Origin of the sequence: Isoptericola dokdonensis DS-3, assembly GCF_001636295.1 — a bacterium.
Lineage (GTDB): Bacteria > Actinomycetota > Actinomycetes > Actinomycetales > Cellulomonadaceae > Isoptericola > Isoptericola dokdonensis.
This window is the reverse complement of record NZ_CP014209.1, coordinates 2,645,084-2,658,031: the sequence shown is the minus strand read 5'-3', so window position 1 is coordinate 2,658,031 and position 12,948 is coordinate 2,645,084. Positions and strand designations below refer to the sequence as shown.

Sequence of the window (12,948 nt, the reverse complement as noted above, 5' to 3'; positions counted from 1 at the left end):
TGCGCGGCCAGTTGTACATCCGATGACGAGGACAGGATCCGCGCCCCGGCGGCGCAGGAAGGAATGACACGGTGACGGACGAGACTCCCGGCCCCGACAACGAGCTCCCCGAGGACACCTCCCCCGACAGCCTCGTGGCGGTGCGCCACGGGCGGATCGAGCAGGTAGACCTCCAGCTCGAGATGCAGCGGAGCTACCTCGACTACGCGATGAGCGTCATCGTCGGGCGCGCGCTGCCCGACGTCCGGGACGGGCTCAAGCCCGTGCACCGGCGCGTGCTGTACGCGATGTACGACGGCGGCTACCGGCCGGACCGCTCGTTCTCGAAGTGCTCCCGCGTCGTCGGCGACGTCATGGGCAAGTACCACCCGCACGGAGACACGGCGATCTACGACACCCTGGTCCGCCTCGTGCAGGACTGGGTGCTGCGCTACCCGCTGGTCGCGGGCCAGGGGAACTTCGGCTCCCCCGGCAACGACCCGGCCGCCGCCCCCCGGTACACCGAGTGCCGCATGGCGCCGCTGGCCCTGGAGATGGTCCGGGACATCGAGAAGGACACCGTCGAGTTCCAGGACAACTACGACGGCCGCACGCAGGAGCCGACCGTCCTGCCGTCCCGCATCCCGAACCTGCTGGTCAACGGCTCTGCGGGCATCGCCGTCGGCATGGCCACCAACATCCCTCCGCACAACCTGCGCGAGGTGGCCGAGGGCGTGCGCTGGCACCTGGAGAACCCCGACGCGAGCAAGGAGGAGCTGCTCGCGGCCCTCCTCAAGCGGATCAAGGGCCCGGACTTCCCGTCCGGCGCGCAGATCCTCGGCACCAAGGGCATCGAGGAGGCGTACCGCACGGGTCGCGGCTCCATCACGATGCGCGCGGTGGTGAACATCGAGGAGATCCAGAACCGGATCTGCCTCGTCATCACCGAGCTGCCGTACATGGTCAACCCGGACAACCTCGCCTCGAAGATCGCGGACCTCGTCAACGACGGCCGCGTCCAGGGCATCGCCAACATCCGCGACGAGACGTCGGGCCGCACCGGCCAGCGCCTCGTCATCGTGCTCAAGCGCGACGCGGTGGCGAAGGTCGTCCTCAACAACCTGTACAAGCACACGCCGTTGCAGGAGAACTTCAGCGCGAACATGCTCGCGCTCGTCGACGAGGTGCCGCGCACGCTGAGCCTCGACGCGTTCGTCCGGCACTGGACGACGCACCAGATCGACGTCGTGCGCCGGCGGACCGCGTTCGAGCTGCGGGAGGCCGAGGACAAGATCCACGTCTACGTGGGCTACCTCCGCGCCCTGGACGCCCTGGACGAGGTCATCGCGCTCATCCGTCGTTCCCCCGACGTCGAGCAGGCGCGGTCGGGCCTGATCGAGCTGCTCGGCATCGACGAGGTGCAGGCGAACGCGATCCTCGCGCTCCAGCTGCGCCGTCTGGCCGCGCTCGAGCGGCAGAAGATCCTCGAGGAGCACGCCAAGCTCGAGGCCGTCATCCTCGACTGCCGCGACATCCTCGCGCGCCCCGAGCGGCAGCGGGACATCGTGCGGTCCGAGCTCGACGAGGTCACCGACAAGTGGGGCGACGAGCGCCGCACGACGATCCTGCCCTACGACGGCGACATGTCCGTCGAGGACCTCATCCCCGAGGAGGACGTGGTCGTCACGATCACCCGGGGCGGCTACGCCAAGCGCACCCGCACGGACAACTACCGGGCGCAGCGGCGCGGCGGCAAGGGCGTGACGGGCGCGAAGCTCCGCGAGGACGACATCGTCGAGCACTTCTTCGTCACCACCACGCACAACTGGCTGCTGTTCTTCACCGACGCCGGCCGCGTGTACCGGGCCAAGGGCTACGAGCTGCCCGAGGGCGGCCGGGACGCCAAGGGCCAGCACGTCGCGAACCTGCTGGCGTTCCAGCCGGGCGAGCGCATCGCCCAGGTCCTGGCGCTGCGGGACTACGACGCCGCCGAGTACCTGGTGCTCGCCACGCGTCGCGGCCTGGTGAAGAAGACCCGCCTGACGGACTACGACTCCCCCCGCAGCGGCGGCCTCATCGCCATCAACCTGCGCGAGGACGACGACGGCAATGCCGACGCGCTGGTCGCGGCCCGCCTGGTGGACTCCGACGACGAGCTCATCCTCGTGTCCCGCAAGGGCCAGTCGATCCGGTTCCCCGCGGACGACGAGACGCTGCGCCCGATGGGTCGCGCAACGTCCGGCGTCACGGGCATGAAGTTCCGCGACGGCGACGAGCTGCTCGCCGCGGACGTCGTGCGCCCGGAGAAGGACCTGTTCGTCGTCACCGAGGGCGGCTTCGCCAAGCGGACCCGCATCGACGAGTACCGCGTGCAGGGCCGCAACGGCTACGGCATCAAGGTGGCCAACCTCGTCGAGGCGCGCGGCGACCTGGTCGGGGCGCTGGTCACCGAGGACGACACCGAGGTGCTCGTCATCATGCAGCAGGGCAAGATCGTGCGGTCCCGCGTCGACGAGGTGAACCTGACCGGGCGCAACACCCAGGGCGTCACGTTCGCCAAGCCGGCCAAGAAGGACCGCATCATCGCGATCGCGCGGAACGTCGAGCGTCGGGACGACGACGAGTCGGCTAGCGTGGAGGAGCAGCCCGTCGACGGCGGGCTCGCGGACGACGCCTCGGCGACCACGCCGGAGCAGCAGGACGAGACCACGGGCGGTAACAGCTGATGGCCAGCGACAACACCTCGACGACGGCGGGGACGGGGACGGCGCACGCAGGAGCGGACAGCACGCAGCCGCTCGCCCCGGTGGACGCCGGGGCCGCGGGTGCCGCCACGTCCGACGCCGTCACGCCGGCGAAGGGCACGAACGCCAAGGCGCCGGGCCCGTCGACGAACGGGACCGCGAAGGGCAAGCCCGAGGGCGCCGCGCAGCCCGTCGCCGCTGCCGGCACGACGAAGGTCGCGACGGTCCGGCCCGCGTCCGCCGACGACGGCTCGTCGTCCGCCTCGTCGGTCAAGGACGGGGCGGTGAAGGCCGCCGCCGCGGCGCTGGCCGCCGCGCGCACGGCCGCGAAGAAGGTGCAGTCCGCCGGGTCGACGGCGTCGGCCGGCGCCACGACGGGCGCCCAGGCCTCGTCGGCCACCCCGCCTCCGGGCGAGGCCGCCGAGTCGGCGCCGCGCCCCCAGATGCACTACGCGGCCGGGGGCGTGCACGGCACGGCGCAGCCGGAGCCGCAGGCACCGGCACCGGACTCCCCCGCGCACGTCGAGGAGCCGGCGCTGGGCAGCCCGCGCCGGGTCCGACTGTCGGTGTCCCGGATCGACCCCTGGTCGATCATGAAGCTGGCGTTCCTGCTGTCCGTGGCGATCGGCATCATGACCGTGGTCGCGACCATCGTCGTCTGGTACTCGCTGAACTCGTTGGGCACGTTCGCCACGATCCAGGAGTTCATGGTCGAGACGCTCGGGCCGCAGGCGGTCAACCTCACGCAGTTCGTGGAGTTCGAGCGCATGGTGTCTCTCGCGACGCTCATCGCGCTGGTGAACATCGTCCTGCTGACCGCCATCGCCACGATCATGACGATGCTGTACAACATCACGGCAGCGCTGGTCGGCGGCATCCACCTCACCCTCACGGACGAGTGACGGATCCCGTCGCCGGCGCGACGGAGGTCACACCGGTCCTGCCCCCCGCCGGTTTGGGGGCAGGACCCCCGGTACGGTAATGTTCCGTGCTGCACGCGCTTCTCGGAGCGGGTGCGCGGGGCTATAGCTCAGACGGTTAGAGCGCTTCCCTGATAAGGAAGAGGTCGGAGGTTCAAGTCCTCCTAGCCCCACATCCGACGAGGAGGTCCAGCATGAAGAAGCTGATGATCGTGCTGCTCGCCGCTGCGGCGGGCTACCTCGTCTGGCGGCGCGTCTCGACGGACGCCGCCGACCGTGACCTGTGGACCGAGGTCACCGACACCCTCGACTGAGCCTCCGGCTCGATCGATCCTCGGGGCCATGGCGCAATTGGTAGCGCACCTGCTTTGCAAGCAGGGGGTTGGGGGTTCGAGTCCCCCTGGCTCCACCACACAGCACGAGAGCCCCCGTCCGACGCGGACGGGGGCTCTCGTCGTCTGACGACGCGGGGGACTACTTCTTGTCGTCCGTGATGTCGTCGGCCTTGTCCTCGACCGCGCGGCCGGCGTCCTCCACCGCGGCCTCGGCCTCGGCGGCGGCGTCCTCGGTCTTCTTCCGCGCGCGCGTCGTGCGGGCGGCGACGTCCTCGCGGACCTCGGCGGCCTTCTCCGAGAGCTTCTCGGTGGCCTCCTTGCCCTTGGCGACGGCGGCGCCGGCGGCCTCACCGACGGCCTCCGCGGCGTCTCCGACGACGTGCCGGGCGTCGCGGGCGGCGCCGTCGAAGTCGGGGGCGGTGGACTGCTCCCACGGCTCGGCCCACGGGTCGTTCTGCGGCTGGGCACGCCGGTAGAACGCGTACCCGGCCGCCGCGGTGCCGCCGAGCACGGCGGTCCAGACGAGGGCCTTGCGACGGCGTCCCTTGCGCTGCTCCTTCTTGGCGGCCTTCTCCGCCTCCTTCGCAGCCTTCTTCGCGGCCTTGGCCACCTCCTCGGCGGTGGCGCCCGCACGGGCTGCCGCGGCGTTGAACGCCACGACCAGCTTCGGCAGGTACTCCTCCACGATCTTGTCGTGGGCGGAGTCCACCAGCGGGCCGGCCTTCGTGGCGGCCTGCTCGACGCGCGGGGCGGCGGCCTGGACGCTGTCGTTCCAGGCCTTCTCCGCGCGCGGCCGGAGCCACTCGACGAACGCGTCGTAGCGCGGGGAGGCCCAGTCCTTGGCCTGCCCGGCTGCGTCGCGGGCACCGTCGGCGGCGCGGGAGCCCGCACCGACCAGTGCGGCCGCGACCTCGGCGGCCGAGTCCTTCACCTTGTCCGTGTCGATCTTCGGGGTCTGCACCATGACCCCACTCTGCCACCGCAGGTCAGGGAGCGCACCGTCACACGCCCGTCGGCCCGTCGTGCGCCCACAGGTGCCAGAATGGGCAGCATGTTCGCAACCCTGCACACCACCGCCGGTGACATCCGCATCGAGCTCCTGCCGGACCACGCGCCGAAGACGGTCGCCAACTTCGTCGGGCTCGCCCAGGGCACCAAGGCCTGGACCGACCCCCGCACGGGCGCCGAGCGCCACGAGCCGCTCTACGACGGCGTGATCTTCCACCGCGTCATCGACAGCTTCATGATCCAGGGCGGGGACCCGCTGGGCACCGGCACCGGCGGCCCCGGCTACACGTTCAACGACGAGATCCACCCCGAGCTGGGCTTCACCGAGAAGTACCTGCTCGCCATGGCGAACGCGGGCAAGCGCCGCAACCCGGTCTCGGGCGAGGTCGAGGGCACCAACGGTTCCCAGTTCTTCATCACGACCACCGAGACGCCGTGGCTGACCGGCAAGCACACGATCTTCGGCAAGGTCGCGGACGACGAGTCCCGCGCGGTCGTCGACGCGATCGGCACGACCCGCACCCGTCCGGGCGACCGTCCGGTCGAGGACATCGTCATCAACTCGGTGACGATCGAGGACTGACCCTCTCCCGCGCCACCCGACCGACCCGACCCGCGGAGGGCCGAGCCATCTCCATCCCGCAGCCAGCCCCGCAGCAGGGCGGCGAGGTCCCCGTCTGCCCGCGGCACCCGGACCGGGTGTCGTACGTCCGGTGCCAGCGGTGCGGACGGCCCACGTGCCCGGAGTGCCAGCGGCCCGCGGCGGTCGGTGTGCAGTGCGTCGACTGCGTCGGGCAGGCGGCGCGGTCGACGCGCAGCGCGCGCACCGCGTTCGGGGCGACGGTGCGGGAGGGCCGGCCCGTCGTCACGCTGACGATCATCGGGCTGTGCGTGGTCAGCTGGGTCCTGCAGCTCACCACGGCCACGTGGACGCAGCAGTGGGCGTTCGCGCCCGTCGTGGGTCAGGCGGAGCCGTGGCGGTTCCTCACGGCGGCGTTCCTGCACTCGACGAGCCCGCTGCACATCCTGTTCAACATGTACGCGCTGTGGCTCGTCGGGCCGTTCCTCGAGCAGGCGTTCGGCCGAGGGCGGTTCCTGGCCCTCTACCTGCTGGCCGCCCTCGGCGGCTCCGTCGGGGTGCTGCTGCTCGCCGACCCGCTCTCCGGGAGCTGGGTGACGCCCGTCGTGGGCGCGTCCGGCGCGGTGTTCGGGCTGTTCGGCGCGATCATCCCGGTGCTGCGGAAGCTCGGCCGTGACGCCCGCCAGATCGTCGTGCTCATCGCGATCAACATGGCGCTGCCGTTCTTCGTCGGCGGCATCGCCTGGCAGGCGCACGTCGGCGGGCTCGTCGTGGGCCTGGCGATCGGGGCCGGCTACGCGTTCGCCCCCCGCGAGCGGCAGCGCCTCGTCGGGTGGGCGCTGCCCGTCGTCGTCGGAGTGCTGCTCGTGGGGCTGTCGGTGGCGAAGTACGCGACCGTCCCGCCGTGGGCCCTGCTCTGACCGCTGTCCCCAGGGTTGTACACAGGTGTGGAATCACACGTGTGTAGTTGTACAGCCCTACTTCCAGCGGGTGGTCAGACCGAAACCGGCGATGATCAGCACGAAGCCGACGACGAGGTTCCAGTTGCCCAGCGCGGGGATGGGCAGGCCCAGGTTCTGGCTCGTCAGGTAGTACGTGACGATCCACGCGAGACCGACGAGCATGAGCGTCAGCATCGTGGGGACGAGCCAGCGCGGGTTCACCGCCGGACGACCGGGGACGGCCACGGACTCGGCCTTCTTCTTCTCCGGCTTCGACGACTTCGACTCGGACACGGCTGGACTCCTGTCAGCTCTGGTGCGACGGCGGGCCTCGGGCCCGCACGCCGACGACGGTTCGTCGTCTAGCGTAGTGGTCAGCACACCAGTCTCGTGCACGACGACGACCAGGAAGGCCGCAGCCCATGAGCCCTCGGATCCGCTCCGGCATCCTCGTCGGGACGGTGCTGGGCCTGTCCGGCGTCCTGTTCACCGTGTCGGCGCAGCTCGACGACGGCGAGGAGGACCGGCACAGCGAGGACCTCGCCTCCGTGGTGGCCGACGAGTCGGACCGCGTCGCGCAGATGAACGAGCAGGTCACGGCGCTCGACGACGAGATCGACGAGCTGAGCGACGCGGTGGCCCAGGACGTCCCCACGCGCGGCGCGGACCTGCGCGCACGCGAGGGGGTGGCGTCCGGCGCGTGGCCCGTGGGCGGTCCGGGACTGACCGTGGCGCTGGAGGACGCGCCGTCGTCGTCCCTCGAGATCGACGGCGTGCGCGCCGACGACCTGGTGGTGCACCAGCAGGACCTCCAGCACGTCATCAACGCCCTGTGGGCCGGGGGCGCGGAGGCGATGACGCTCCAGGGTCAGCGCGTGACGTCGACCAGCGCCTTCCGCTGCTCGGGCAACATCCTGCTCCTGCACGGCCAGGTGTACTCCCCGCCGTACGTCGTCGAGGCGATCGGCGACCCGGACCGGCTCCAGGCCGCGCTCGACTCGTCGCCCGGCGTGGCCGTGTACCAGCAGTACGTCGACTGGATCGGCCTGGGCTACGACGTCGCGCGGCAGGACGCCCTCGAGATGCCCGCGTACAGCGGCGGCCAGGAGCTCGAGCACGCCGAGGTGCCCGAGGGCACGGACGTGTTCTCGTGAGGCACGTGCGGGACGCCGCGCGCAGCGGCCCGCCGGCCGGGGCCCCGGCGCCGCCCGCGCACGGGCGGGTCCGTCGGCGCGGCGGGCTGGTCGGGTCGGTCGTGGGCTTCGTGGGCGAGCTGCTCATCACGGCCGGGGTGTTCCTCGGCCTGTTCGTGGTGTGGCAGCTCTGGTGGACGGACGTGCAGGCCGACCGCGTGCACACCGAGGTGATGGCGGCGCAGGACTGGCCGGACCCGCCCGTCGTCCAGGCCGACGACGGCCCGGCCGTCGCGTCCGAGCACCGTGGCGAGCCGCCGGTCCTGGACGAGCCGCCGCTGGAGGACGTGTTCGCCCGGTTCTACGTCCCGGCCTGGGGCGCCGACTACGTCGAGCCGATCGCCCAGGGTGTGGACAAGGCGTCCGTGCTGGACCGGCTCGGCATCGGCCACTACCCGGGCACCGCGATGCCGGGCGGGCTCGGGAACTTCGCCCTCGCCGGCCATCGCACCACCTACGGCAAGCCGTTCCACCGGGTCGCGGAGCTCGAGGCGGGCGACGCGCTCGTCGTGCGGACGAAGGACACCTGGTACGTGTACAGGATGACCGAGCACCTCATCGTGTGGCCCAACCAGGTCGAGGTGGTCTCCCCCGTGCCCGGGCTGATGCCCGGCGAGCCCATCCCCGAGCTGACGCAACGCTTCATCACGCTGACGGCCTGTCACCCGATGTACTCGGCCGCGCAGCGGTACATCATCCACGGCGAGCTCGACTACTGGGCGCCCGTCAGCGAGGGTACGCCGGCCGAGCTGCTCGACGTCGGCTTCGACCCTGCGGCCGCGGCAGCGGGCGGTTCCTTCGACGCCACGGTGGTGAGATGATGTACGGCCTGCTGTGGCGCGCCCTGCCGGGCCCCGTGTGGCTCCGCGTGCTGCTCGTCCTGGTCCTGCTCGTCGCGGCCGTCTGGGTCTGCTTCGAGTGGGTCTTCCCCTGGTTCTCCGAGTACGTCCCCATCAACGACAACACCGTCGAGGCGCACCCATGACCTCCATCCTCGTCGTCGACAACTACGACTCGTTCGTCTACACGATCGTCGGCTACCTCGACCAGCTCGGCGCGCGCACCACCGTGGTGCGCAACGACGCCGTCCCCGAGCCCGACGCCGACGGCCGCTTCTGGCACGACGACGGCACGCCCTTCGACGGCGTCCTCGTCTCGCCCGGGCCGGGCACGCCGAAGGAGGCGGGGGCGTCGGAGGACGTCATCCGCGCCTGCGCCCGCTCCGCCACCCCTATGCTGGGCGTCTGCCTGGGTCACCAGGCCCTCGCCGAGGTGTACGGCGCGACCGTGTCGCACGCGCCGGAGCTCATGCACGGCAAGACGAGCCTCGTGGAGCACGACGGCGGCGGCGTCCTCGACGGCCTCGGCGCCCCGTTCACGGCGACGCGCTACCACTCGCTGGCCGTCGAGCCGCACACGGTGCCCGCCGAGCTGGAGGTCACCTGCACCACCGCGACCGGCGTCGTCATGGGCGTCCAGCACCGTGACCTGCCCCTGCACGGCGTGCAGTTCCACCCCGAGTCCGTCCTCACCGAGGGCGGCCACCGCCTGCTCGCCAACTGGCTCGCCGTCTGCGGGGACGCCGGGGCGGTCGAGCGTTCGGCCGGCATGGCACCCCTGGTGCACGTGGCCTGACACGCCCGGCGGCCCCGGACGGGGGCCGCGGGAACGACGGAGCCCCGCCGACGACACGGTTCGTGTCAGCGGCGGGGCTCCGTGGTGTCCGGGCGGTCCGCGTCAAGGGGACGGCAGGATCCCCTCGTCGTCGTCGCCCCCGTCGCCCTCGTCCCCGCCGTCGTCGCCGACGGCGGGGGCCGGCGTCGGGCCGCCCGCGGAGCAGTCCTGCCCCGGGGCTCCCGTGGAGACGGTGATCGTGACGTCGCTCCCGACCTCGACCTCGGACCCGGCGGGCGGGTCCTGCGCGCTGACGTAGCCGGAGCAGTACTCCTCGGACGACGCCGTGGTCTGCCTGGCGTTGACGTTCGCCTGGCTGCTCAGCGCCTCCAGGGCCTCGTCGACTGTCATCCCGACGACGTTCGGGAGCTGCGTCATCTCCGCCTCCGGCTCCTCGCCGATGGTCAGGGTGACGCGGGTGTCCTGGCCGACGGTGCCGCCCTCGGGGGACTGCTGCACCACGAGGCCGACGTCGTTGCCGTCGTCGACCGGCGTCCTCTCGATCGACGAGTCGAGGCCGAGGTCGTCGAGGGTGTTCTCCGCCTCCTCCTGCGACTGCCCGATGAGGTTCGGCAGGTCCACCTGGCCGCTCGCGACGACGAGGTCCACGGAGTCGCCGGGGTTGACGGCCTCGCGCGGTGCCGGGCTGGACGAGATGACCTCGCCCTGGTCGGCACCCGCCTGCGCCTGCTCGCTGACGTCACCGACCGTCAGCTCGGCCTCCTCGATCGCGGACTCGGCCTCCTCCTGGCTCATGCCCGTCACGTCGGGCATCGGGAAGGTCTCCGGCCCGCCGGAGAAGTACACCTCGACGGTGCTGCCGACCGGCGCCTGCTCGCCGGAGGCGGGCTCGGAACGCGTCAGCGTGTCCTCGGGTTCGTCCGACTCCTGGTCGACCCGCTCGGAGAACACCAGGTTCACGGCCTCGATCGCCCGCTGGGCGTCGGCACGGCTCATGGTCGCGGTGAGCTCCGGCACGGCGACCGTCTCCGGCTCGTCCGGCCCGCTGTTGATGATGAGCAGGGTGATGATCGTCGCGAGCGCGAGCACGCCGATGGTGATCAGCGTCCACATCAGGCCCTTGCGGCTGGGCTTGTCGTCCTCGTCGGGGGCGTTCGGCGTGCCGACGCCCGTGGAGTCGGCGGGCAGCCCGGTCGCACCCCACGGAGCGGCCTGCGTCGGGTTCATGACCTGCGTGCCCGACGGGTCGCCGAGCACCTGCGTCGCCGCGTAGCCGGCGGCGGCCGAACCGAGCATCGGCGCCGCCACGGAGCCGCCCCGCATCGCGGACTCGAGGTCGGCGCGGAACTCCGCGGCGGACGAGTAGCGGTGGTCGCGGTTCTTCGTCAGCGCCTTGAGGGTGATGCGGTCCAGGACGTCCGGGACGTCGCTCGCGACCTCGGACGGCCGCTGCGCCTCCTGGCCCACGTGCTGGTAGGCGAGGGCGACGGGCGAGTCGCCGACGAACGGCGGGCGCCCCGTGAGCAGCTCGAACAGCACGCAGCCGGTGGAGTAGAGGTCGCTGCGGGCGTCGACCTGCTCGCCGCGCGCCTGCTCCGGCGACAGGTACTGCGCCGTGCCGATGACGGCCTGCCCCTGCGTCATGGTCGCCGCGGAGTCCGCGATGGCCCGCGCGATGCCGAAGTCCATCACCTTGACCGCGCCGGTCGGCGTGATCATGACGTTCGCGGGCTTGATGTCGCGGTGCACGATGCCCGCGTGGTGCGAGTACTCCAGGGCCGACAGGATGCCGACCGTGATCTCCACGGCCTCCTCGATCGGGACCGCCGCGCCGTCCGCGAGGATGTCGCGGACCGTGTGGCCCTCGACGTACTCCATGACGATGAAGGGGATGTGGACCTGGTTGCCCGTCGGGTCGGTGGAGATGTCCTCGCCGGTGTCGTACACGGCCACGATCGCCGGGTGGTTCAGCGCCGCGGCCGACTGCGCCTCACGACGGAAGCGGGCCAGGAACGACGGGTCGCGGGCCAGGTCGGAACGCAGCACCTTGATGGCGACGGTGCGGCCGAGGCGTGCGTCGTGGCCGATGTGCACCTCGGCCATGCCGCCACGGCCGATGAGCTCACCGACCTCGTACCGGCCCGCGAGCACGCGGGGAGTGTTGTCCACCACTCAGACGTCCTTCTCGGTCATGGTCGTCCCCAGCAGGGACGACGGTTCTGGGAGCATCATCCCAGAGTCGGGCGCGGTCGAGGGCTGCGACATCACCGTGGCGGCGCCCCACGTCGACGCCTGCGCCGCCCGGGCGCCGTCGTCGCCGTCGGAACCACCGAGGATGCCGCTGACGAGGGACGCGACGGCCAGCACGACCAGCAGTCCCAGCAGGGCGAGGAGCGGCCAGGAGAACCGGCCGAGCGGGCCGAGCCGCTGACCCGTCGTGGTGGACGCCCGGGTCACCTCGGGCTCCTCCGGACGGTGCAGGTCGCTGCGGCTGCGCGTGCCCTGCGGCGGTGTCGGGCGGTGCATGGCGGCCGACCGGTGGTGGTCCCGGCGCGCCGGGTACGACCGGGGCGGGACCGCGGCGGGGACGTCCCGGCCCGACGCGTCGGGCGTCGTCGTGGAACGCGCGGGCACCGGCTCCGGACGGGGTCGGGGGCGGGTGCCCGCCGTGACGTCGTCGACCGGGGTGTCGGCGCGGCCCTGGCCGTCGTCGGGGCGGGCGTGGCGCACCGGTGCCGGCTTGCCCGTGCGGGCCGCGCGGCGCGCAGCGCGAGACCGGGCGCCCAGCGGGTCCTCCGCGATCTCCTGCGCCAGCGCGTCGAGCTCGTTCGCCAGCGCCTCGCCGGACGCCGGGCGGCGGCCCGGGTCCTTGGCGAGCAGCCGCATGATCACGTCGACCAGGCCCGGGTGCACCGTCGTCGGCAGCGGCGGCACGGCGGCGTTCACGTGCGCGACGGCGATGTCCACCGGGGTCGACCCGGTGAAGGGTCGCCGGCCCGCCGTCGCCTCGTACGCGACGATGCCCAGGGCGTACAGGTCGGACGCCGGCGTGGCAGCCTGACCGACCGCCTGCTCCGGCGAGAGGTACTGGGCGGTGCCCATGACCATGCCGGTCGCCGTCATCGTGGCCTGGTTCGCCGCCAGCGACACCCCGAAGTCGGTGATCTTCACCGCGCGGTTGCCGTGCTCCAGCAGGATGTTGCCGGGCTTGACGTCCCGGTGCACCACCTTCGCCAGGTGCGCGTGGTGCAGACCCCGCGCCGTCGAGGACAGGATCGGCAGCAGCTTGCGCGGCGCGATGACGGGCTCGCGCTCCAGCAGGTCGGCGAGCGGCTCGCCGAGCACCAGCTCCATGACGAGGTACCCCGCGCCGTCCTGCTCGCCGTAGTCGTACATCTGCGCGATGTTCGGGTGCGACAGGGCCGCGCTGTTGCGTGCCTCCGTGCGCAGCCGCTTGAGGAAGTCCTCGTTGCCCGTGTACTCCTCGCGCAGCACCTTCACGGCCACGTCGCGGCCCAGGTAGCCGTCGTCGGCCACCCAGACCTCGCCCATGCCGCCGACGGCGATGCGCCGCGTCAGGCGGTAGCGGTCGCCCAGGGAGATGCCCACAGCC

General features: G+C 72.1%; 13 protein-coding genes and 2 tRNA genes. 11 read left to right on the top strand and 4 right to left on the bottom strand.

Annotated features, from left to right (window positions below):
* The first annotated feature begins 71 nt into the window (after positions 1 to 71).
* The 5 genes from gyrA (at position 72) to I598_RS12385 (ending at position 4,055) form a co-directional block, all read left to right on the top strand.
* Positions 72 to 2,705, top strand: a complete 2,634-nt coding sequence (gyrA, locus tag I598_RS12400) for a DNA gyrase subunit A (RefSeq protein WP_068203222.1) — start codon at positions 72 to 74, stop codon at positions 2,703 to 2,705.
* The gene (locus tag I598_RS18125; protein ID WP_232314150.1) at positions 2,705 to 3,625 is read left to right on the top strand and encodes a DUF3566 domain-containing protein; all 921 of its coding nucleotides are present in this window, start codon (positions 2,705 to 2,707) and stop codon (positions 3,623 to 3,625) included. The genes gyrA and I598_RS18125 overlap by 1 nt, the downstream gene beginning before the upstream one ends.
* Before the next feature lie 117 nt (positions 3,626 to 3,742).
* Positions 3,743 to 3,816 (top strand) — tRNA-Ile (locus I598_RS12390).
* Positions 3,817 to 3,837: 21 nt separating this feature from the next.
* Positions 3,838 to 3,957, top strand: coding sequence for a DLW-39 family protein (locus tag I598_RS18120; protein ID WP_211287427.1), 120 nt, complete (start codon positions 3,838 to 3,840; stop codon positions 3,955 to 3,957).
* A gap of 22 nt (positions 3,958 to 3,979) precedes the next feature.
* Positions 3,980 to 4,055 (top strand) — tRNA-Ala (locus I598_RS12385).
* 62 nt (positions 4,056 to 4,117) lie between these two features.
* Here the strand turns inward: I598_RS12385 and I598_RS12380 are convergent.
* Positions 4,118 to 4,942: a hypothetical protein gene (locus tag I598_RS12380; protein ID WP_068203221.1), complete on the bottom strand. Its 825-nt coding sequence runs from the start codon at positions 4,940 to 4,942 to the stop codon at positions 4,118 to 4,120.
* A gap of 87 nt (positions 4,943 to 5,029) precedes the next feature.
* Here I598_RS12380 and I598_RS12375 point away from each other — a divergent pair, with 87 nt between their 5' ends.
* Both I598_RS12375 and I598_RS12370 read left to right on the top strand, forming a co-directional pair.
* On the top strand, positions 5,030 to 5,569 hold the full coding sequence (locus tag I598_RS12375) for a peptidylprolyl isomerase (RefSeq protein ID WP_068205261.1): 540 nt from the start codon (positions 5,030 to 5,032) through the stop codon (positions 5,567 to 5,569).
* A gap of 188 nt (positions 5,570 to 5,757) precedes the next feature.
* Complete coding sequence (locus tag I598_RS12370) at positions 5,758 to 6,486, top strand: rhomboid family intramembrane serine protease (protein ID WP_335583261.1); 729 nt, start codon at positions 5,758 to 5,760, stop codon at positions 6,484 to 6,486.
* Between the two features lie 57 nt (positions 6,487 to 6,543).
* Here I598_RS12370 and I598_RS12365 read toward each other — a convergent pair whose 3' ends face one another.
* A complete protein-coding gene (locus I598_RS12365) occupies positions 6,544 to 6,801 on the bottom strand; it encodes a cell division protein CrgA (RefSeq protein WP_068203220.1) in 258 nt (85 codons plus the stop codon).
* A gap of 128 nt (positions 6,802 to 6,929) precedes the next feature.
* Between I598_RS12365 and I598_RS17910 the strand changes: the two genes are divergently transcribed.
* The 4 genes from I598_RS17910 to I598_RS12350 are packed head-to-tail and all read left to right on the top strand — an operon-like array spanning position 6,930 to position 9,335.
* The gene (locus tag I598_RS17910) at positions 6,930 to 7,661 is read left to right on the top strand and encodes a DUF881 domain-containing protein (RefSeq protein WP_068203219.1); all 732 of its coding nucleotides are present in this window, start codon (positions 6,930 to 6,932) and stop codon (positions 7,659 to 7,661) included.
* Positions 7,658 to 8,521: a class E sortase gene (locus I598_RS17905; RefSeq protein ID WP_232314149.1), complete on the top strand. Its 864-nt coding sequence runs from the start codon at positions 7,658 to 7,660 to the stop codon at positions 8,519 to 8,521. Before I598_RS17910 ends, I598_RS17905 begins: the two co-directional genes overlap by 4 nt.
* Positions 8,518 to 8,685 (top strand): hypothetical protein, encoded by a 168-nt coding sequence (locus tag I598_RS17680; RefSeq protein ID WP_157557227.1) that lies wholly within the window; start codon positions 8,518 to 8,520, stop codon positions 8,683 to 8,685. The genes I598_RS17905 and I598_RS17680 overlap by 4 nt, the downstream gene beginning before the upstream one ends.
* On the top strand, positions 8,682 to 9,335 hold the full coding sequence (locus tag I598_RS12350) for an aminodeoxychorismate/anthranilate synthase component II (RefSeq protein WP_068203218.1): 654 nt from the start codon (positions 8,682 to 8,684) through the stop codon (positions 9,333 to 9,335). Before I598_RS17680 ends, I598_RS12350 begins: the two co-directional genes overlap by 4 nt.
* Before the next feature lie 102 nt (positions 9,336 to 9,437).
* Here I598_RS12350 and pknB read toward each other — a convergent pair whose 3' ends face one another.
* Positions 9,438 to 11,507, bottom strand: a complete 2,070-nt coding sequence (pknB, locus tag I598_RS12345; RefSeq protein ID WP_068203217.1) for a Stk1 family PASTA domain-containing Ser/Thr kinase — start codon at positions 11,505 to 11,507, stop codon at positions 9,438 to 9,440.
* Entirely contained in the window at positions 11,508 to 12,944 is a 1,437-nt protein-coding gene (locus I598_RS12340) for a serine/threonine-protein kinase (RefSeq protein ID WP_335583260.1), read from the bottom strand.
* Positions 12,945 to 12,948 lie beyond the last annotated feature (4 nt).